Genomic DNA, 17,955 nt, shown 5'->3' with positions numbered 1-17,955 from the left:
TGTAAGTATTAACCTAGTAAATCCAAAGTGTAACTTTGGATTTACTAGGTTAATTATTTGTTAGATTTCTGTTTGCGGGGTTTTCCAATAGCTTAGTCGTATAGACATACCCAACCTCAAAAAGCGCTTTCGCTTTCTTGAAATCAAAAATTCCGAACCGGTTCAAAGCAGGCGGTTCTATCATAAGGTTGCATTTTTTGAAACGCTCTCGGTTTTTGGCGTGCATGGCCAGGATCAGGCTTCGGTATATGATCTCGGTGGTTGTTTTTAAAGGTTTGTCGAGACTGAATGGATTGCAGTGGCTGCCGATAATAAGATCCGCCTCGCCCTCAATATGCTCGACGGGCAGATTATTCAATACCCCGCCGTCGACCATATCCCGGCCATTTACCTGAATAGGACTGAAAAGTCCGGGAATGCAGCAGGACGCCAGCAGAGGCAATGCGAGTTCACCGCTTCTGTAAAGTACAGTCTCCCCAGACACAATATCAGTCGCATTCAGTATCAGGGGGATTTTTAGGGATTCGAAGGAATTTTCAGGAATATATTGACAGATCACCGTTTCAATGCGCTTCATTTGAAGCAAGCCAGTCGCACCGAAACCTGGCCTTAAATAGGGGTAAAAGCTGGTCTGGGTAATTTTTTCGAGCACTTCTTTTGGCTGATATCCGTATGCTACCATCGCCCCGACAAATGCGCCGGAGCTCGTAGCACTGATCAAATCGGGCTTGATACCTTTTTCAAACAAAGCCTGAATAACCCCCAAATGTGCAATTCCGCGCGCGCCGCCTCCCGATAATACCAGACCGATTTTCATTTCAACTTTTAATAAAATCGCTTAATTTACCCCGTTCCTTTATCCGTACTCCCTTTTCTGTCTGTTCTACGATCGCCGCTTCGTATATAGGATCATGTTCGAAAAGGAGAATGTGATTTCCGTCGGCCGCATCTTTAAGTACAGCCTGTTTTTCGTCCATCGTTTGCAGCGGCCGCATATCGTAGCTCATAATCCAGGGGAGCGGAATGTGAAATGAGGAAGGCAGCAGATCAGCTACGTAAATGATCTTTTGATCTTTATATGTGATCACCGGCAGCATCATTTGCTCAGTATGCCCATTTACGTACAAAAAATCCATAGAACCAAAAGGGGAAATATTGTCCTGAATAAATTTCAGCTGTCCCGATTCTTGCAGTGGAAGTATATTTTCCTTTAAGAAAGAAGCTTTTTCCCTCGGATTTGGATTGACCGCCCATTCCCAATGCGCCTGATTCGACCAGTAAGTTGCATTGGGGAAAGTGGGTACCAGACGGGATTGGTCCTGAAAACGCACCGCTCCGCCCACGTGATCAAAGTGCAGGTGAGTTAAGAGTACATCAGTAATGTCCTCCGGCGCAAATCCTTTTTCCTGAATAGAAGAAATCAGCGTCGCGTCGCCGTGCAGGTCGTAGTGCCCGAAGAACTTCGCGTCCTGCTTGTCGCCCATCCCGGTATCTATCAAAATCAGCTTTTCGCCGTCCTCAATCAGCAGGCAGCGCATTGCCCAGGAGCACAGGTTCTTCTCGTCAGCTGGATTTTGTTTGTTCCAGAGTGATTTCGGGACTACGCCAAACATAGCGCCTCCGTCGAGTTTGAAAAAGCCGGTATCGATGATGTGGATATTCATAAGTGGCAGAATATGATATTCGTCCAACATAGCATTATTTTCTCGATCTTCCGACTTCGAAAGCCAATAAGCCTCGCTATGCAATAAATTTCACTTTCAGCATTCAGTAACAAACAAATGTTGCTCAACTGGGAAAATGTAAAGTAATAATTGGATTAAATGCTTTGTGTGGAAATATTCTTTTGAGTTAATACCAGTAGGCAAGAGATAATTTCTTAATATTAAAAATAACAATATCTCATTTGACCCAGCTTTACTTACCTTAACCCGATGAACCGCAGAAACTTCTTCGAAAAAGCAATTCCCGCCAGTTTTGCATTAGGCACGATCGCGTCTGCCTGTGCGCCAAAAACGCAGCTGCAATATCCCGACAAACATTTTCATATCAGTCGGGGCTACCACCAGATTCCCAAGCTCCGGCTTTCGATGGACAGGATCGTGAAGGAAACGGTAGGCTTGCGGCCTTTTCGGGCTTCGGGGCCGAGGCTCGACGTGGAGCAGCTGGGTAACAAAACGCTGGTTCATAACTACGGGCACGGCGGAAGCGGCTGGTCGCTTTCGTGGGGAACCGGCAATATCGCGCGCAACAATGTGCTCAAAACGGGTGAAAAGAAAGTGGCGGTAATCGGCTGCGGAACCGTGGGAATTGCTACTGCCAGACTTTTGCAGGAAAGCGGATGCGAAGTGACTATTTATACCAAAGATGTTCCGCCTAATATTACCAGTAACCTGGCGACAGGTACGTGGTCCCCGGCATCGCGGGTTTGTGATAAAAATGTGGCTAAGCCGGAATTCAAGACGATTTGGGAAGAAGCGACGCGCTTTTCGCACCGGCGGTTTCAGTTTATGTTGGGTATGAATGATATTGCCTGCTGGGCAGAAGAATACAGCGTTTTTCATCAGGTACCTGTGTATACGCCGGGCGCGGGCGGGGAGGATTTTGAGATAGAAGGTTTGCTGCCGGAACGCGTGAGGCTGGATAAAAAAGAGCATCCATTCAAAGCGGAATATGTGACGCGGCGCTCCAATATCATGTTCAATATCCCTACTTACCTTCGTCACCAGTTGCAGGATTTCACAATGTTTGGCGGGAAAGTGAAGATCCAGGAAATTAAAAAACTGGAAGATATTGACGCATTGCCGGAGAAAGTGGTGGTCAATTGCATGGGGCTGGGAGCGAAGCCGGTTTTCAATGATGAAGAGCTGACTCCCGTCTCCGGCCAGCTTTCGTGCCTTATTCCCCAAAGTGATATTAACTATAAACTTTACACCCAGGGAGCCAATTTTATTTCAAGAAAAGACGGCATTTATATCGGCAGCAACGGGATTGTGGGCAATTGGGACACGACGCCCAACAAAGAGCAAACTGAAAAAACGGTCGGTATCCTGATGAAGATTATGGAAGAAATGAAAGGATAATGCTTGCTTCCTAGTCTTCCTTCAGATGGTACCGTCTCCTGATCTCGTTGATCAGGAATTTTTTGTGCTGCGTAAAACTTTCAGGATGCATCGTTTGAAAAATGCTGCTCCATTCCTCAAAACGTGCCGCATCGGCCTTTTTGAAGGCATTTACATCAATCTTTTTCGTTATCAGATACTCTTCGAAGTCCATATTTCGTATTTTGAATGCAATATATCTGTTTAAATGTATTCATAATGAAAATTGACTTACGCAGTGATACCGTTACGAAACCGACCCGGGAAATGCAGGAGGCGATGTGGGAAGCCACGGTGGGCGACGATGTAATGGGCGACGATCCTACTGTCAATGCATTGCAGGAAAAGGCTGCGGAGCTTTTTGGAATGGAAGATGCACTGTTTTGCGCTTCGGGAACGATGACTAACCAGCTGGCGATCAAAGTACATACCCAGCCCGGCAGCGATGTGATCTGCGACAAATATTCTCATATATATCTGTATGAAGGTGGCGGCATTATGCTCAATTCGCTTTCGTCGGTGAAGCTCCTGGATGGTGACAGAGGAAGGCTTACTGCAAGTCAGGTAGCGGCTGCTATTAGTCCCGAGCACGATATTCACTCCACCGTAACCCGCCTGGTTTCTCTCGAAAATACCATGAACAAGGGTGGCGGGAGCTACTATGATTTTGAGGAAATAAAGGCGATCAGGCAGGTTTGTAACGAAAAGGGTATTCCCCTGCACCTGGACGGAGCTAGATTGTTTAATGCATTGGTGGAAACCGGCGAGACGCCGCGTCAGTTTGGGGAAGTTTTTGATAGTATCAGTATTTGTTTGTCCAAAGGTCTTGGGTGCCCGATAGGTTCGCTGTTGCTCGGATCAAAAGAAACGATCAATAAGGCTCGCCGTTTCCGGAAATCGATGGGCGGCGGTTGGCGGCAGGCCGGCTTTTTGGCGGCGGCGGGTATTTATGCATTGGACCACCACGTAGAAAGGTTGAAGGAAGACCATGCACGCGCAAGAGAAATCGGGAAGATATTCGAAGCAAAAGCAGAAGTGGAAGCTGTATTCCCAGTTGATACCAATATCGTAATCATCAGGTTAGCGGACGGGATCTCAGAAGTTGAATATGTGCAAAAACTGGCGGAGCTCGGGATACTTGCTGTTACTTTTGGGCGGGGACTGGTCCGTTTTGTAACCCACCTGGATTTCAACGATTCACATCTGGAAGAACTTCGCAAAAGTTTAGCCTGAGCGATAACGCCCCAGGCTATACTTCCGGAATGCTCTCCTCATATTCATATTCAGAGTTGGGTCCCTGATAAATAATCGTCATACCCGTAAGGTCGGCGACGTAGGTGTGAATACCTGCTGCGCCGATCTCCCTGAGGAAAGTCTGATAGTCGATTTCGCCATCCTGGCTTCGCTTGATCGCTTTCTTTACCTCTTCCAATTCGAAAGCTTCTGCGCATTCAAACTCGGGATAGTCGCCGGGGATATGGAGCTTGTCTCCGTTTTTGGCTGTATAGGTACGCGCATGATCTCTCACGCGGATTTCGTAATTATCTACCCCGATCGCTTTCAGGTTTTTTGCAAAATGAGGATAAGGCTGTCCTTTCGACCGCTCCTCGGCTGTCCTGATCAGTTCTTCTGTCAATTCTATCATTTCCATAGCTGTGTCATTTTTAAAGCAAAGCCGTTAAATAGCTGTGCCAGCGCGTTTTTTCGATGTTTTTAACTTAAAATACTATCCAATGCGCAACGAATTGATCGAACATACCCACTCGTCTCTGCTGCATACCTCACAGTTGTGCGTACCTGGCTCCAACTTCTCGGTGTGCCCGCAAAAGGTACAGGAATGGTAACCCGCATTCAATATCGTCTTGCTTTTCTTGTAATACAACTCTGGCAGGAGCGGCAAGCCATATTTTACTTCCTCGTCCTGATAAAAGAAGATACTCACTTCACCCGAAGGTTCCAGATAAGCTTTACGGATCTGTCCAAGATGTTCAATACTTTTTGACCGTAATTCCGAGAAAAATTCGTCCTGAGCGAGTGTTTCTTTTTTGAATTCAGAAGTTGAAAATTTGCCTTCGTGAATCAAACATACCGTTTTTCCTTCGATCAGTTTCTCGAAAAATTTACTCTTTCCTGTAAGCCAGGTTACTACCCGGTATAACGCGATAATAGTTGCAAAAACGACCAATGCAGGCAAAATACCCACATCTTCATAAAACATCGGATCACCGGCGGCAGATCCCAGCGCGATAATAATAACCGTTTCAAAAATGGAAAGCTGCCTTACACCACGTTTTCCGGTTATGCGAAGTGCGATCAGCAAAAAGACAAACATGACGGTTGAGCGCACCAGCACTTCAACAAGAAAAATGGGAGGAAGCTCATTAAGCAATACCCTTTCCCATTCCAGAATGTCTTTCATGCAATATGTTGATTAGTTGATAGGTTCGGGCAAAATGAAAAGATGCCACATTACACCAAAAGGCTAACGTAACATCTTTTCCACTCTTCAATTTACAATATAGTGTGAATAAGAGCGCAATTAATGCGCAATATCGTCATCGTCACTATGCACGATCAGCGAACTTCTCGTATCCAGCTTTTTGATCATTTCATTTGACATCGCGTCAGCATATACGCCGTAGCTGCTGACCATCGTACCTTTCAATCCGTCCTTGGACTCGATCGCATAAAGTATCGACATATCCGCCGGGTCGGTCATCCCTTCAAAGCGGTACACCTGAACGATATCGAAATCCTCGGGAGAGAGATTCAGACAGATTCCGTCTTCCTTGTGGACTTCCAGCGCGTGCGCCGTAAGGTTGAAATCGTACGTGTAACCTTCTTCTTTCAGGCTTTCGAGCGTTTCAACCAGTGTGTCCGGCTCGCTCATATTCTTATTTGAAGGATTCGGTTTTTTCTCTTTATCCTTATCAGTTCCTTGCAAGTCCATAATTAATCTGTTTAAGGTTATCAATAGGATCACATATACTGGTGATATGTATATATTTTAAAACCACTCTTTCCAGACGTGGTAGTCCATTCAGTATTTATAAAATAGTGCTGTGTGAAGGGGATTCAGAAAAAAGTATGCCTTGAAGTTACTTGTGACTTAGATTTCAAAAGCCGGGTGAATTTAAGAAGGTCTGGAATCCGAAAACTGCGCTTTAAACTCGCCAACAGCTTTTTACGATTAGTTAAGTGATGTATTTTCTTGTAAAACTTTTAAAATAGAGGAAACATTTTGAGGTAGTTTAACCTCAGTTTGTCTTCACGTGTAGAACGCATTTGAGTAGGAAAGTAACCCTTAATTTACTCCGCGCGATAAACCAGCTGCCCGATATGATATGCGGCAAAACAGCCCAAACCGCCATTTATGTTCGTAAAAACAAGAGAAGGTTCCACAAATGGATTGTCAGAATTTCGCGCATTATCGAGCGACTTGTGATATCTATAATAAACTTCATCCGTATTAAATACCTCCATTGTCACGGATACGATCTTTGATTTTGGATAAACAGTAAATACATTTCCATTTCCGAGATCGTACGCCGTAATTCCGGGTAACCTCAATGTGCCTCGCGGAGAAGTAAATACTGTCCCGTCCAGGCTGGCGTCACTCTGAAAGTTATCCCGACCAATAGTCTCTTCCCAATTGACATTGAACCTGCTACGAACCCTGCGCTCCTTAAATTCTGCTGGGTTAGTATCATCCGGAACGCTGTATTCCAGGTCGATAAAGGCTCTCACGCGATAAAAGTTTCTTTCGCCAGGAATATCGTCCCACTGCATTTTTAGTGTAAGCAAGGTGTCGTTGCTGAAATTACTGGAAAGCGTTGTATCTATCTCGAAGCTCTTTGCGCTGACTATCTTTATCGGCACCGTGCAGAAAGCATTAACCGACCTTTTTCCGTCAGAAGCAGTGATTGTATATTTTTTGCCCGCCTCGATCGGAAACCTCGATTTATCAATTGCGTAAAGCATATTGACCGAATCGTAGGGTACCACCGCTTCCTGGCTGCCATTGGAAATGGTAACCAATGCATTTGAAATGAGAAGCGCCTCTGGAATATCCTGTCCGAATAATGGCGCAGACTGGCTCACTACTACAAGTGTTTTCTGATTTTCGGGAGATATAAAGGATTGAACAACCAGCCTGGATTCTGTTTTAGGTAAATCTGCATCATCGATTTCTGTCACAAGCGACTCACAGGCGCCCATACCGAAGCAACTTATACAGATCAGTAAAATGCGGATATTCATTTTCATAGCCATCAAAACTTGAAATTGTAGCTGAAAGACGGAAGGATAGGGAAGAGCGAGTATCGTTTCAAAGTTTTCTTGTTTCTGATTGCTGAACCTTCGGTAACGGTCTCGTCATCAATATTATAGAAGAATGGGTTGCGGCGATTATAGATATTATAAAACCCAAATTCCAAGGTTCTTTCGTGCCGTTTTTTCTTTTTGTGAAATTGAATGGCAACATCCCCACGGTGAAACGGCTCGGACCGGAAACTGTTTTTTTCTCCATATTCATTCACTTCCCTGCCACCCCAGTCAATGATCGGTTGGCCGTTTGGTGTCACGCGCGGAATGAAGTTATCGCGCAGGCCGGTATAAGTTGCTATTGGTAAGGTAAGTGCATTGCCGGTACCGTAAACCCACGTTGCGCTGAGCGTGATCCGCTTGCTGAGTTCGTAAATACCCACTACCGAAAGATCGTGGCGGCGGTCGTAGCGGGGGAAAAATGTTTTGCCGAAATTCAGTTCGGGGAATTTCCAGTATGTCCAGGATAAGGTATAACCGACCCAGCCCGAAAAGCGCCCCGTCTTCTTCTGGACCAGAAATTCAGCTCCGTAAGACCAGCCTTTACCCGAAGTTACGTTGTCTTCCCAGCTCAGTTCATTTGCATTTTCACCATTGAAACTCAGGAAAGAAGAGCCTTCCTTATAGTTCAGGATATTGTTCATCACTTTATAATATCCTTCCAATGTAAATGTCAGCGCCGGCCGGTCGAGGTCCTTTGCAAAACCAAATGCTACCTGCCTGGATTGTTGGGGCGCGATGCGGTCTGTGGTAGGGACCCACAAATCGGTAGGCAAACCCAGGCCAGTGTTGGAGAGCAAATGCACATATTGGTTCATCTGCGCATACGAAGCTTTGAAAGACAGGTCTTTGGCTAATCTGAGTGCAGCAGAAAAGCGTGGTTCGGGCCGGATGTAATTTTTGGATTTGGTCTGAAATGAGCTCAGCCTGAGACCTGCATTGATCTTCAATGCGTCCAGCGCCTGCCAGGTATCTTCAATATATATTCCCGCTTCGAGGGTATTCACCGGCTGTACGGAGCGTTCGATAGGGTTGTCGAAAAATGAGCCGGCAATGGCGAGGGCGGAGGGTACGAATTTGTGAAAAGTAGCCTGGCCACCAAATTTTACCGCATGTTTGGTGGAGGGATAAAAGTCAAAATCCGTTTTAATCCCCAGATCGCGGATCTTGGAATTGTATTCAAGACTAAACTCATCACCGTTGCTTCCATTGAAACCGATATCATTGGAATAACTCGAAACGCCGAAGTCGAAATTGCTGTAAATGAAGGAAGTATTTACAAAAAGTTTTTGGTTGATCAGGTGGTTCCAGCGCATAGTAGCGGTCGCATTCCCCCACGCCAAACCCGCCCTGGTTTCCGAATCGGAGCTTTTTTCGTTTGCATGAAACTTATCCCTGCCGAAATAGCCGCTGATATAAAGCTTGTCTTTTCTGCCAAGATCGTAGTTCATCTTGGCGTTTAGATCATAAAAAAAATAGCCCGGCTTAACCTGGCTATCGGACCCTTTCTGGGATTGGGCAATGAATGGAGCTGCCAGCACATCAATATAAGTGCGCCGCCCTGAGATCAGAAATGACGATTTTCCTTTTGAAATCGGCCCTTCGAGCGTGAGTCTGGAAGAAATTAGCCCTATACCGCCTTCGCCGTGCAGCTTTTCTTTGCTGCCTTCTTTCATATTCATTTCGAGGACCGACGAAAGTCGGCCTCCATATCTTGCCGGAAATCCGCCTTTGGTTAGCTCTACACTTCTGAGTGCGTCACTATTAAATATGGAGAAAAATCCGAAAAGGTGATTTGCATTGTAAACCACCGCGTCGTCCAATATAATCAGGTTCTGGTCCGGCCCACCGCCGCGCACGTACAGTCCGGTTTGTCCCTCAGTGCCTTTTTGTACACCAGGCATAAGCTGTAATACACGCAAAACGTCTTTTTCACCAAAAAAAGCAGGTATCTTTTTGATCTGCTGAATCGGGATTTCGATTTTGCTCATTTGCACGTTCCGGCTTACGTAATCCTCCTGTTTGCGCGCCGAAACGAGCACTTCTTCGAGTTGATTTACCGTAAAAAGGAATATGCTCAGTTCAATATTCTTGTTCAAAACAACCGGCCGGCTGACCTTCTCGTAGCCTACAAATGAAAACGAAAGTGTGGCAGTGTCCGCAACAGGTACGGTCATTGAGTAAAAACCGTACGTATTGGTTACTGTCCCGTACGGCGAATTTTCAATATATACATTCACGCCCGGCAGCTGCTCCTGACTCCCGTTTTCCTTAATAAAACCGCTGATTGTGATGCGTTCCTGACAAAAAGCCGCACCTGATAGGAGAAGAAACAGATTCGTAAAAAAAGCACGCATAGGCATAGGCGGGGTTCGCTTGTGTAACGACCCGATAAAATATATAGTATAGGACAATCCCTATTGCCCTATACTACACCGTCTATTTCACGCCTTTTACTTTCATTTTCAAACCGTAAACCGCAGTCTCGGCAGTAATGAAAAGCATATCGTTATTTTTTCCGCCGAAACAAAGGTTGGCAGTCCAGCCTTTATGCACCGGGAAATGCGCGATTTTTTCGCCGTTTTTATCAAATACGGTTACGCCGTCGCCGGTAATGTAGAGATTTCCTTCCGCGTCGAGGATCATTCCGTCGGAGCCTTTTGAAACAAAAAGTGCTCTGTTGGTTAATGTTCCGTCTTTTTCGATATCGTACACGTAGGTTTTGTTATCACCAATATCCGCCACGTAGAGCTTTTTCCCGTCTTTGGTGCCGATGATGCCGTTTGGCTTTTTAATATTGGCATCAACGCGGATCAGATTTTTGCCTTTTGGGTCGAGGTAATATACGTGTTCGCCGTCCTGTTGCATTTTCGGGTCACGTTTCCAGTAATCGCGTTTGTAAAGTGGGTCAGTGAGGTAAATTCCACCTTTTGGGTCAATCCATAGATCGTTTGGGCCGTTGAGCAGCTTACCTTCAAAATCTTTTACCAAAACGGTAGGCTTACCATCTTTGTCAAAAGACCAAACCTGATTGTTCTCGTCCGAACACGCAATGAGGTTTCCTTTTTTGTCAAAATACATTCCGTTTGCACGACCTGCATTATCCGAAAAAGTAGAGAATTTGCCTGTTTCGGCGTCCCAGCGAATGATTTTGTTATTGGGTTGATCGGTGAAGAACACGTTACCGTCCTTATCTGCCACGGGGCCTTCTGTGAATTTGTACCCATCGCCCAGTTTTTCAACTTTTGCGTCTGGTGCTGCAATTGATTTCGAATCCATTATTTGTGCTGAAAGTAAGGCCGGGAGTAGCAAGGCTGCCAGCCCGGATAAAATTGAACAAATACCTGCTGTCTTTTTCATATCAAAACAATGCCGGGAGAAGTTAGCCCCGGTTGTTCTAAAAGCAGTAAAATTCTTGTTCCTTACTTATTGGATTCTCAATGCACCCGGGATAACTATGGGATCAGGCGCTGCTGATTTTTTTCGAGCTCTATCAAAAATGCCTTAGCCCGCGCCGTCTTTTCCGGAAAAATCTCCCGCCCACGAAGCTTGTCCAGCACGTATTGCCTGGCTTCCGATTCGGTCATTTCAGGCATACCACGAAATTTCACTTTTTTCTCTTCCATATTCTAATTTACGATTATTTCCTGAACATAAGAATTGCATCATATTTTCTCCCCGGAATGTAGATTTCGGTAATTATCTGGTATCTCAATCCCCGGAAACCGCCGAGGAACCAATAGTCTTGGCTTAGCGTCAGGAAGTGTTTTTCAACGAAATTTCGATAGATTGAAATCCTTTGGTTTGACTTTCTGCACGATGTTTTACAGTTTTTCAGGCAGGTTCTTTTACACTCTGCGGCGAAACCCTGTCGGCTATCGCTTCCCTGGACCATTAACATTGAGTCGGAAAACTTTTCAAAAAATAGCGGGATTGTTGCCAGAACGGTATTAAATACGACATATGCATCGCCATTGTTGGTCTGCACCCGGTCCTCTATGTTATCATCCTCGTCAAAATAATCTCCAAAACCCAAATTGTACACATCGCGATTTTCAAATTGATGCGTGCATGTATAAACAACGATCTTCGAGACTATTTTTTTACCAACGCTGAGAAAGACATATCTCAGTTCCGTCGAAGATTGTTCTTCATCAAATTCATAAACATTAGCCGTTCCTGCCATTCAAAACGATTTGATTCGAAATGGCAAAATTTACGTATGACAAAGGATTACAACGACTTTAACTTAGCCCGAGGCTTTCAATCAATGAGCAAGCGGTGAGCTACTCTTGCCAAATCTCCAATTGAGGGGTCTTTCTCAGTTCTCCCACAGGTTCAATAATCAATCTGCTATCTTCCAACCGCACCGTTATATGCGCTCCATATTCAAATCCCATATCTTCCAGCCACTTTCCGCAGAGACGTATTTCGGGGACGAATTTGGAGTTCCATTGTGAGGTTTGTTGGAATTTCGAATAAATTTTTAGACGGCGTGGCTTGCGCATATTAAAATTTGTAGGTCAGATTTTCGATACATCTATATTGTTTTTCTGGATAAAGCTAGTGATATACTGTCGAAATTACAAAGCAGTATGTGGAAATTCTATATAGATCATTGCCTATTCTAAATTTATATCCTGAAAAGCAGGAATATAATGACAGAATTAGGTCTATATCTGGGAAGAAAATCCATCAATAAGGCGGAAATTTCACGTAAAACTGGAATTAGCGCTTCGAGACTTAGTGAACTGACTTTGAAAGAAGGTTCTCATTTAAGAGCTAAAGAATTGTATTTAATTGCCCTCGCGATGGATGTCGATCCATGTGATCTACTAAGGGCAGTTTTCAAAGGTGTTGAGTTACCTTCTTAGTGGAAAAAATAGAACTCCAAAAATTAGTAGGGAAAAGGATTGTTCAACTCCGAACTGAAAAGGGATGGAGTCAGTCGGATCTTGCCCGGGCTTGTGAAAAGGACAGGCAGTCTATTGAAAGGATTGAGAATGGAAAGGTTTCGCCTTCGCTTTATTCTTTGTATGAAATTGCCTCGGCGCTGGAAGTGAGGCTGGAAAATCTAGTATCAATAGCCACTGACCATTGACATTTTCAGTGTTTTGGCTCTGAAACTGGCATTAGCCTTGGCGGTAGTTTCACGTTTTTTAGCTCTTCTTGTACGTGGGCTAATTTCTCAGGAAACAAATCCATATCCTCATATTTGTTCAGCGCGGGATTGATCTTGACCTTCGGCACTTTTCTATTCCAGCTATCATGTGTTGTTCTCATAATGATTCAATTTAAGAAAGTTTTCTTTGAACTAAAAAAGCATCATAATCCTCATTGATTATAAACGGGTGGAGAACCTTATTTCTCATGCCATATAGTTCAAAATCTTCCACCATCTCAAAATAAAAACGTGATATACCCATTCGGTAAAGCCTGGTTCGAGTCGGCGTACTTCCAGTTGCATAAACACTTGCAGTTGGATATGTGTCAAAAAAGAAATAAAGTGCCGAAACAACTGTTGCAAGAATCTTTTCAGTGTCACCATTATTTGATACCGCACGATCGTCTAAACGACGTCCGCCATTATTGCTATTCCCAAACGCAAGATTATGAAGTCCTGCGTCATCGATTTTTTGAAACTTAATAATTTTCGGAATAGCACCTTTCGGTCCTGTGCTTGTAAATTCAAATATTTTGGAGTCGGAACTTCTTTCCAGTGTGTATTTGTCAAGATTCATTAATAGATAGCTAGTGTGTCAGAATGCTGCGAATATCGCAAAAATTCATTTCCCCTTCACCACCCCATCAATCTCACCCAACAACGACTTCACCCCAGTGCTATCCTGCAACAACTGCCAAATCATCACCCCACCAACCTTCTCTTTCGCCAGCTCAGTCTTCTTCCGAATGGTCGCTAACCCATTATAATATACCATCCCGCCATTCAAATGCATCTGATCCTGGTTAACGGAGTCAGGATATTGGCGGAGAATGTTCTTGTAAGACATACTTTCTGGCGCGGTGCCGCCGAAGCCGTAGCCGTAGAATGGGACGCCGAGTGTCAATTTTTCTTTTGGAATTTTGCGGGTTTCGAGCCAGTATTGGAGGTCTTCTTCGGCCATGGAGTAGGGGGAATGGGGACCGGGTTTGTCGGGGCGCCACGGGCCGGTGCGGTCGTAGGACATGATGTTGACGAAATCGAACTGGGCTAATGCTTTGTCGGTAAACTGGCTTTTGTAAACTGTCGCTATTGCGGCTGTGATCAGCTTGTTTTTCTGTCTTAATGCAGTCGCGAGGTCGATTACAAAGTTTTCGTAGTTAACATCGATCAGGTCGCCTTCCAGGTCTACGTCAATGCCATCGAGATTGTTTTCAACTGCCAGATTTACAAGATCGGTGATCAATTTTGCTTTCTTTTCCCCAACCAAAAAAGAAGGATAATATTTTGGAGCACCGCCGCCGCCAATAGACGCCATGATCTGCACATTTTTAGAATGGGCCAGGGCAGCTACTTCTTTGAGATTCTGAGTTACAGTAAGGTTGCCGAGTGAATCCGGATTGATGAATGCAATATATAAATGTGTGATTTTGGCAAAATCCACCTGATTAGCTGCTGCTACCAAATCAATCCGGTTGGGCAAATAACCGATTACTTTAAAGCGATTATCGGTGCGAGCTTTTTTGGAAACGGTAACGCTTTTTTTGCTGCAACTGGTACTGAATGCAAAAATCACCATGAAGGCGAAGATGCATTTTGTGAACAACTTCGGGAGTTTCATGGTGACTCTTTGTGGTTAGAAATGCTATTTGCCTGCCAACATAATCTTCGCGCCACCTTTGCGGATCGATTCATAAAGCGCATCTACCACGATCATATCCTTCAATCCTTCGGCGCCGCTTACATTCGGATCGGGCTTGTTGTTGAGGATAATATCAGCGATTCCGTCCATTTGCAGGGTTTGATGCGTAATTACGGGCTGGTTCATCGGCCCATTATGCGTCCGGCCTTTGATCGGGCCATAGCTGAATGCGGGGCTAAGTTCCACAAAACCTTTTTCGCCGATCACATACAGTCTTTCGTAGTTATTGAAATTATAAGTCGTGCCGCAACTTGCCACCACACCACTCGGGAAACCAAGTTGGAACATAATCGTTTCGTCCACTTCCTTGAATTTCACCGGATCAGTTTTGGTTTCCTGCGCCGTCACCCAAATCGGTTCTTCGCCTGTTGCATAGCGTGCGCCATTCAACGCATAAATGCCCACGTCCATCATGGCGCCGCCGCCGGCCAATGCTTTTTTGAGTCTCCATTGATTCGGATCGCCGGATTTGAAACCCATATAATTGTTCACATGCATGATCTTGCCCAACTCGCCAGCCTCGCGCATACGGATCAGCTCGCGGGTATGCGGCTCGAAATGCATGCGGTAACCAATGTAAAACTTCACCCCGGCTTTCTCACAAACCGCGATCATTTCACGAGTTTGTTTAGCATTGTCAGCTACGGGTTTTTCGCAAAGTACATGCTTTCCAGCGGCTGCAATTTGCAGCACATGCTTGTAATGCAGTGAGTTAGGTGTGGTAATATACACGAGGTCAATGTCAGGATTGTCCTTGATCTTGCTGACGGTCTCGTAGTTATAAGTGTTCTTTGCCGGAATGTTGTATTTCTTTTTCCAATCTTCCAGTTTAGCGGGTGTGCCGGAAACAGCGCCGACCAATGTTGCCATTTTGCAATCTTTCATCGCTTCCGCCACGCGGGTACCGTAGCTGCCCAGACCCATAATCGCGACGCGTAATTGCTTGTCGGCTTTTGGGCCCGAATATAGCTCGCGGGCCGTGGCGGGAAGGTCGGTCAATGCAGTAGCGCCTATTCCCAACGTTAGTTTTTGAAGAAAATCACGACGTGAATCCATAGTAATTGAGTGATTATTTTTTGATAAATACTTTCGCGCCGTTTTTGCGAAGCGACTCATAAACTGCGTCGATCACCAGCATATCCTTTAAACCTTCCTCGCCAGTCACATTTGGGTCTGGTTTTCCGTTGAGTATCGCATCCGCAATTCCGTCCATTTGGTAAGCCTGGTGATTCACATCGGGCTGGTCAATCGCGGCTTTGTGCGTAGTGCCTCTGATAGGGCCGTAACCAAATGCAGGGTTCATCTCGGCCCAGCCTTTTTCGCCCATCAGCCGCAGCATTTCAACATGATTGAAATTATAGGTACAGCCGCAGTTAGCAATAATCCCGCTCGGGAAACCTAACTGAAAAGTTACCGTTTCATCCACATCCTTGAATTTCACAGGATCCGTTTTAGACTCCTGCGCAGTGACCCAGATCGGCTCTTCGCCTGTGCAATAGCGCGCGCCATTTGTAGAATACACTCCAACATCCATCATCGCGCCGCCGCCTGCCAGTGATTTTTTCAGCCTCCATTGCGTAGGATCGCCGATCTTGAAACCCGCGTAATTATTGACGTGCATAATTTTACCAAATTCCCCAGCTTCGCGCATTCTGACCAGCTCCTTGGTATGCGGCTCAAAATGAAGACGATAGCCAATATAGAATTTCACATTAGCCTTTTCACAAGCCGCAATCATTTCTCTTGCCTGCTTTGCATTGTCAGCCACCGGTTTTTCACAAACCACATGTTTTCCAGCCGCCGCAACTTGCAATACATGCTTGTGATGCAGTGAGTTAGGTGTGATTACATATACGAGATCAATATCAGGGTTGTTCTTGATCTCATGCAGGTTTTCGTAGTTATATACATTTTTATCTTCAATGCCATATTTCTGCTTCCAAACGGGAATTTTAGAAGGAGTACCCGTCACAATGCCCACGAGTCTGGCCGTTTTGCATTCTTTCATGCCACGCGCGACGATATCTGCATAGCCACCGAGGCCCATTAATGCAACCCGGAGTTGCTTGTCGGCCGGAACATTTGATGTAACCGGAGCAGCTATGCCAGGAGTAAGATCAGTGAGCGTGGCAGCTCCGATTCCTAATGAAAGTTTTTGTAAAAAGTCTCGGCGGGAATTCATAGTCAGTTGTTAAAGTGATGAAAACAACTGAAAAAGGGGTGCATGATATGAATCTCCTTATAAAAGAAGCAGGTATGCGTGGAATGATTTTCTGTTAAATATGGTCAATTTCTAGGGCTGCTTTTATGTAATAAAATAACCGGGATCAGCGGCGCCGGTTCCATTCTACGGTCCGGTAACCTATCAGCAAATCAGCCCGGCCTGCGGGAGGACGGTGGTAGATAAGGATATCATAATCGTTTTCAGTAGCGGCATAATTTCCCTCGATCATCGATTCGTCCGCTTTATTATCTGCTTTTGAAACTGCCGTGTAATCGTAATTAATAACGCCCTGTTTGATCACAATTTCTGCTTCATAAGCTTGTGTGTCAGCATTGTAGGTCATTCGGTTGCGATCGTTCAGCTGCCAGAGATTGAATGCGCCATTTACATAATAAGTAACATCCTGATTTTCAGGTGTTTTTAATGTAAACAATACCGGCGTGTAATCCGCTTCCACACTTCCTCTTCCCGACTCCCGCTGATCGACAATATACTGGCCATTAAAATCGTCGATCTGAATGTAAGCGCCGACTGCCCTGGATTTGTCTGGAAAAAGTGAAAGGCTGGTATATTCATCCGTACGCTGGATTTCATTTATCCCGTAACCGCGCCCGGTTAGCGAGCGGCTGTCGAAATACCGGAATTCGTTGCCACCGGGAAATGTATTTTCAAGATCAAAAAACGTGTATTCCAGAAGCTGATCGAACGGTCTCACATTCGTGGGCTTAAATCCCGATTTCATCTGGTCAAACCTGAAATTTTTCCGGATGAAAACTTTCAGATCAGTTTGCGGCGCATTGAGCGGGTAACCTTTATATTCTACTGCGAAATCAATCTGCTGATCCGAAAACTGTTGCTGAATACCCTGCGAGAAACGCGCCTCCGCTTTCAGGTTTATTCTTGACTCAAACAACATAAACCGCCTGCTCAGAACCGGCTTTCTGTCTCTGTCGGAATAAACGTACACCACATAATTTCCTGAAAGTTTCAGCCGCGGCAGTTCGAGGCGGTAGTGAAAATAAGGGACTTTGGTGCTGAATGCCTGCTCTGAAATGGTAATTGGATATTCATTGAATTCGTAAGTGAATTCAATATCGTTCAAACCCGATTTGGTCCAATCTGCATTACAATGGATGATTTTTGCACGATACCCTTCAAATTCTCCCGACATATCGTCGAATTCAAGAACAAGCGGCGAAGTGCTCGCGAGCGGTTTTACGGGCGGGGTCAGCAGGCGGGTAGGGTTCTCAGGATCTTCAATTGCCGGATAAAGCAGCACAGTCCTGATCCTTTCATTATATATATAATCTTCCAGACGGATATTCTGAGCCTGCGCAAAAGCGGCAGTAATGCAAAGTGACAGACAAATGGAGAGGATAAAGCGCATCAGAAATATTTTCAAATAATAACGTTACTTCCCGAACCAAGGTACGTCTAAACAGGA

At 45.1% G+C, this 17,955-nt stretch carries 22 protein-coding genes; 4 read left to right on the top strand and 18 right to left on the bottom strand.

Annotation, left to right across the window (positions count from 1 at the left end; genetic code table 11):
• Positions 1-49: 49 nt before the first annotated feature.
• Both KOD92_RS12210 and KOD92_RS12205 read right to left on the bottom strand, forming a co-directional pair.
• Positions 50-817 carry a patatin-like phospholipase family protein gene (locus KOD92_RS12210; protein ID WP_215233853.1) on the bottom strand — a complete coding sequence of 256 codons (768 nt, stop codon included), beginning with the start codon at positions 815-817 and terminating at the stop codon, positions 50-52.
• A 1-nt stretch (position 818) separates the two neighbouring features.
• Entirely contained in the window at positions 819-1,664 is an 846-nt protein-coding gene (locus KOD92_RS12205; RefSeq protein WP_215233852.1) for an MBL fold metallo-hydrolase, read from the bottom strand.
• 270 nt (positions 1,665-1,934) lie between these two features.
• Here KOD92_RS12205 and KOD92_RS12200 point away from each other — a divergent pair, with 270 nt between their 5' ends.
• Positions 1,935-3,083 (top strand): FAD-dependent oxidoreductase, encoded by a 1,149-nt coding sequence (locus KOD92_RS12200; RefSeq protein WP_215233851.1) that lies wholly within the window; start codon positions 1,935-1,937, stop codon positions 3,081-3,083.
• Positions 3,084-3,093: 10 nt separating this feature from the next.
• Here KOD92_RS12200 and KOD92_RS12195 read toward each other — a convergent pair whose 3' ends face one another.
• Entirely contained in the window at positions 3,094-3,276 is a 183-nt protein-coding gene (locus KOD92_RS12195) for a hypothetical protein (protein ID WP_215233850.1), read from the bottom strand.
• A gap of 44 nt (positions 3,277-3,320) precedes the next feature.
• On the opposite strand from KOD92_RS12195, the gene KOD92_RS12190 reads away from it, so the two are divergent.
• Positions 3,321-4,334, top strand: coding sequence for a threonine aldolase family protein (locus KOD92_RS12190; protein ID WP_215233849.1), 1,014 nt, complete (start codon positions 3,321-3,323; stop codon positions 4,332-4,334).
• Between the two features lie 16 nt (positions 4,335-4,350).
• On the opposite strand, the gene KOD92_RS12185 is transcribed toward KOD92_RS12190, so the two are convergent.
• The 9 genes from KOD92_RS12185 to KOD92_RS27545 form a co-directional block, all read right to left on the bottom strand.
• A complete protein-coding gene (locus KOD92_RS12185) occupies positions 4,351-4,752 on the bottom strand; it encodes a DUF1398 domain-containing protein (RefSeq protein WP_215233848.1) in 402 nt (133 codons plus the stop codon).
• A 75-nt stretch (positions 4,753-4,827) separates the two neighbouring features.
• Positions 4,828-5,520 carry a DUF421 domain-containing protein gene (locus tag KOD92_RS12180; RefSeq protein WP_215233847.1) on the bottom strand — a complete coding sequence of 231 codons (693 nt, stop codon included), beginning with the start codon at positions 5,518-5,520 and terminating at the stop codon, positions 4,828-4,830.
• Positions 5,521-5,640: 120 nt separating this feature from the next.
• The gene (locus KOD92_RS12175) at positions 5,641-6,051 is read right to left on the bottom strand and encodes a hypothetical protein (RefSeq protein WP_215233846.1); all 411 of its coding nucleotides are present in this window, start codon (positions 6,049-6,051) and stop codon (positions 5,641-5,643) included.
• A gap of 359 nt (positions 6,052-6,410) precedes the next feature.
• Positions 6,411-7,367, bottom strand: coding sequence for a DUF4249 domain-containing protein (locus KOD92_RS12170; RefSeq protein WP_229254648.1), 957 nt, complete (start codon positions 7,365-7,367; stop codon positions 6,411-6,413).
• 5 nt (positions 7,368-7,372) lie between these two features.
• On the bottom strand, positions 7,373-9,781 hold the full coding sequence (locus tag KOD92_RS12165) for a TonB-dependent receptor (protein ID WP_215233844.1): 2,409 nt from the start codon (positions 9,779-9,781) through the stop codon (positions 7,373-7,375).
• Between the two features lie 82 nt (positions 9,782-9,863).
• A complete protein-coding gene (locus KOD92_RS12160) occupies positions 9,864-10,703 on the bottom strand; it encodes an SMP-30/gluconolactonase/LRE family protein (protein ID WP_229254647.1) in 840 nt (279 codons plus the stop codon).
• Positions 10,704-10,879: 176 nt separating this feature from the next.
• Positions 10,880-11,050 carry a hypothetical protein gene (locus tag KOD92_RS12155; protein ID WP_215233842.1) on the bottom strand — a complete coding sequence of 57 codons (171 nt, stop codon included), beginning with the start codon at positions 11,048-11,050 and terminating at the stop codon, positions 10,880-10,882.
• 14 nt (positions 11,051-11,064) lie between these two features.
• Positions 11,065-11,610 carry a DUF6934 family protein gene (locus KOD92_RS12150; RefSeq protein WP_215233841.1) on the bottom strand — a complete coding sequence of 182 codons (546 nt, stop codon included), beginning with the start codon at positions 11,608-11,610 and terminating at the stop codon, positions 11,065-11,067.
• 100 nt (positions 11,611-11,710) lie between these two features.
• Positions 11,711-11,932 carry a SymE family type I addiction module toxin gene (locus KOD92_RS27545; protein ID WP_215233840.1) on the bottom strand — a complete coding sequence of 74 codons (222 nt, stop codon included), beginning with the start codon at positions 11,930-11,932 and terminating at the stop codon, positions 11,711-11,713.
• 150 nt (positions 11,933-12,082) lie between these two features.
• On the opposite strand from KOD92_RS27545, the gene KOD92_RS12140 reads away from it, so the two are divergent.
• Positions 12,083-12,298, top strand: coding sequence for a helix-turn-helix domain-containing protein (locus KOD92_RS12140; protein WP_215233839.1), 216 nt, complete (start codon positions 12,083-12,085; stop codon positions 12,296-12,298).
• Positions 12,298-12,525: a helix-turn-helix transcriptional regulator gene (locus KOD92_RS12135; protein WP_215233838.1), complete on the top strand. Its 228-nt coding sequence runs from the start codon at positions 12,298-12,300 to the stop codon at positions 12,523-12,525. Before KOD92_RS12140 ends, KOD92_RS12135 begins: the two co-directional genes overlap by 1 nt.
• A gap of 5 nt (positions 12,526-12,530) precedes the next feature.
• Here the strand turns inward: KOD92_RS12135 and KOD92_RS12130 are convergent, their stop codons facing one another.
• The 6 genes from KOD92_RS12130 to KOD92_RS12105 all read right to left on the bottom strand — a co-directional run bounded on the left by KOD92_RS12130 (position 12,531) and on the right by KOD92_RS12105 (position 17,898).
• On the bottom strand, positions 12,531-12,707 hold the full coding sequence (locus KOD92_RS12130) for a hypothetical protein (RefSeq protein ID WP_215233837.1): 177 nt from the start codon (positions 12,705-12,707) through the stop codon (positions 12,531-12,533).
• An 11-nt stretch (positions 12,708-12,718) separates the two neighbouring features.
• The gene (locus KOD92_RS12125; protein ID WP_215233836.1) at positions 12,719-13,165 is read right to left on the bottom strand and encodes a DUF6934 family protein; all 447 of its coding nucleotides are present in this window, start codon (positions 13,163-13,165) and stop codon (positions 12,719-12,721) included.
• 45 nt (positions 13,166-13,210) lie between these two features.
• Complete coding sequence (locus KOD92_RS12120; RefSeq protein ID WP_215233835.1) at positions 13,211-14,206, bottom strand: glycosyl hydrolase family 18 protein; 996 nt, start codon at positions 14,204-14,206, stop codon at positions 13,211-13,213.
• 24 nt (positions 14,207-14,230) lie between these two features.
• A complete protein-coding gene (locus KOD92_RS12115) occupies positions 14,231-15,343 on the bottom strand; it encodes a Gfo/Idh/MocA family protein (RefSeq protein ID WP_215233834.1) in 1,113 nt (370 codons plus the stop codon).
• Positions 15,344-15,356: 13 nt separating this feature from the next.
• Positions 15,357-16,469: a Gfo/Idh/MocA family protein gene (locus tag KOD92_RS12110; protein WP_215233833.1), complete on the bottom strand. Its 1,113-nt coding sequence runs from the start codon at positions 16,467-16,469 to the stop codon at positions 15,357-15,359.
• Between the two features lie 145 nt (positions 16,470-16,614).
• Positions 16,615-17,898 (bottom strand): type IX secretion system plug protein, encoded by a 1,284-nt coding sequence (locus KOD92_RS12105; protein ID WP_215233832.1) that lies wholly within the window; start codon positions 17,896-17,898, stop codon positions 16,615-16,617.
• Positions 17,899-17,955: the final 57 nt, after the last annotated feature.

Origin of the sequence: Dyadobacter linearis (assembly GCF_907165045.1) — a bacterium.
In the GTDB taxonomy this organism is placed as follows: domain Bacteria; phylum Bacteroidota; class Bacteroidia; order Cytophagales; family Spirosomataceae; genus Dyadobacter; species Dyadobacter linearis.
Note: the sequence above shows the minus strand (reverse complement) of the source record. Positions and strands in the feature narration are given on the sequence as shown.

What these genes read in the sequence shown, in the direction of transcription:
- KOD92_RS12210 (WP_215233853.1), bottom strand. Translation starts at nt 817, where the DNA reads ATGAAAATCGGTCTGGTATTATCGGGAGGCGGCGCGCGCGGAATTGCA.
- KOD92_RS12205 (WP_215233852.1), bottom strand. Translation starts at nt 1,664, where the DNA reads ATGAATATCCACATCATCGATACCGGCTTTTTCAAACTCGACGGAGGC.
- KOD92_RS12200 (WP_215233851.1), top strand. Translation starts at nt 1,935, where the DNA reads ATGAACCGCAGAAACTTCTTCGAAAAAGCAATTCCCGCCAGTTTTGCA.
- KOD92_RS12195 (WP_215233850.1), bottom strand. Translation starts at nt 3,276, where the DNA reads ATGGACTTCGAAGAGTATCTGATAACGAAAAAGATTGATGTAAATGCC.
- KOD92_RS12190 (WP_215233849.1), top strand. Translation starts at nt 3,321, where the DNA reads ATGAAAATTGACTTACGCAGTGATACCGTTACGAAACCGACCCGGGAA.
- KOD92_RS12185 (WP_215233848.1), bottom strand. Translation starts at nt 4,752, where the DNA reads ATGGAAATGATAGAATTGACAGAAGAACTGATCAGGACAGCCGAGGAG.
- KOD92_RS12180 (WP_215233847.1), bottom strand. Translation starts at nt 5,520, where the DNA reads ATGAAAGACATTCTGGAATGGGAAAGGGTATTGCTTAATGAGCTTCCT.
- KOD92_RS12175 (WP_215233846.1), bottom strand. Translation starts at nt 6,051, where the DNA reads ATGGACTTGCAAGGAACTGATAAGGATAAAGAGAAAAAACCGAATCCT.
- KOD92_RS12170 (WP_229254648.1), bottom strand. Translation starts at nt 7,367, where the DNA reads ATGAAAATGAATATCCGCATTTTACTGATCTGTATAAGTTGCTTCGGT.
- KOD92_RS12165 (WP_215233844.1), bottom strand. Translation starts at nt 9,781, where the DNA reads ATGCGTGCTTTTTTTACGAATCTGTTTCTTCTCCTATCAGGTGCGGCT.
- KOD92_RS12160 (WP_229254647.1), bottom strand. Translation starts at nt 10,703, where the DNA reads ATGGATTCGAAATCAATTGCAGCACCAGACGCAAAAGTTGAAAAACTG.
- KOD92_RS12155 (WP_215233842.1), bottom strand. Translation starts at nt 11,050, where the DNA reads ATGGAAGAGAAAAAAGTGAAATTTCGTGGTATGCCTGAAATGACCGAA.
- KOD92_RS12150 (WP_215233841.1), bottom strand. Translation starts at nt 11,610, where the DNA reads ATGGCAGGAACGGCTAATGTTTATGAATTTGATGAAGAACAATCTTCG.
- KOD92_RS27545 (WP_215233840.1), bottom strand. Translation starts at nt 11,932, where the DNA reads ATGCGCAAGCCACGCCGTCTAAAAATTTATTCGAAATTCCAACAAACC.
- KOD92_RS12140 (WP_215233839.1), top strand. Translation starts at nt 12,083, where the DNA reads ATGACAGAATTAGGTCTATATCTGGGAAGAAAATCCATCAATAAGGCG.
- KOD92_RS12130 (WP_215233837.1), bottom strand. Translation starts at nt 12,707, where the DNA reads ATGAGAACAACACATGATAGCTGGAATAGAAAAGTGCCGAAGGTCAAG.
- KOD92_RS12125 (WP_215233836.1), bottom strand. Translation starts at nt 13,165, where the DNA reads ATGAATCTTGACAAATACACACTGGAAAGAAGTTCCGACTCCAAAATA.
- KOD92_RS12120 (WP_215233835.1), bottom strand. Translation starts at nt 14,206, where the DNA reads ATGAAACTCCCGAAGTTGTTCACAAAATGCATCTTCGCCTTCATGGTG.
- KOD92_RS12115 (WP_215233834.1), bottom strand. Translation starts at nt 15,343, where the DNA reads ATGGATTCACGTCGTGATTTTCTTCAAAAACTAACGTTGGGAATAGGC.
- KOD92_RS12110 (WP_215233833.1), bottom strand. Translation starts at nt 16,469, where the DNA reads ATGAATTCCCGCCGAGACTTTTTACAAAAACTTTCATTAGGAATCGGA.
- KOD92_RS12105 (WP_215233832.1), bottom strand. Translation starts at nt 17,898, where the DNA reads ATGCGCTTTATCCTCTCCATTTGTCTGTCACTTTGCATTACTGCCGCT.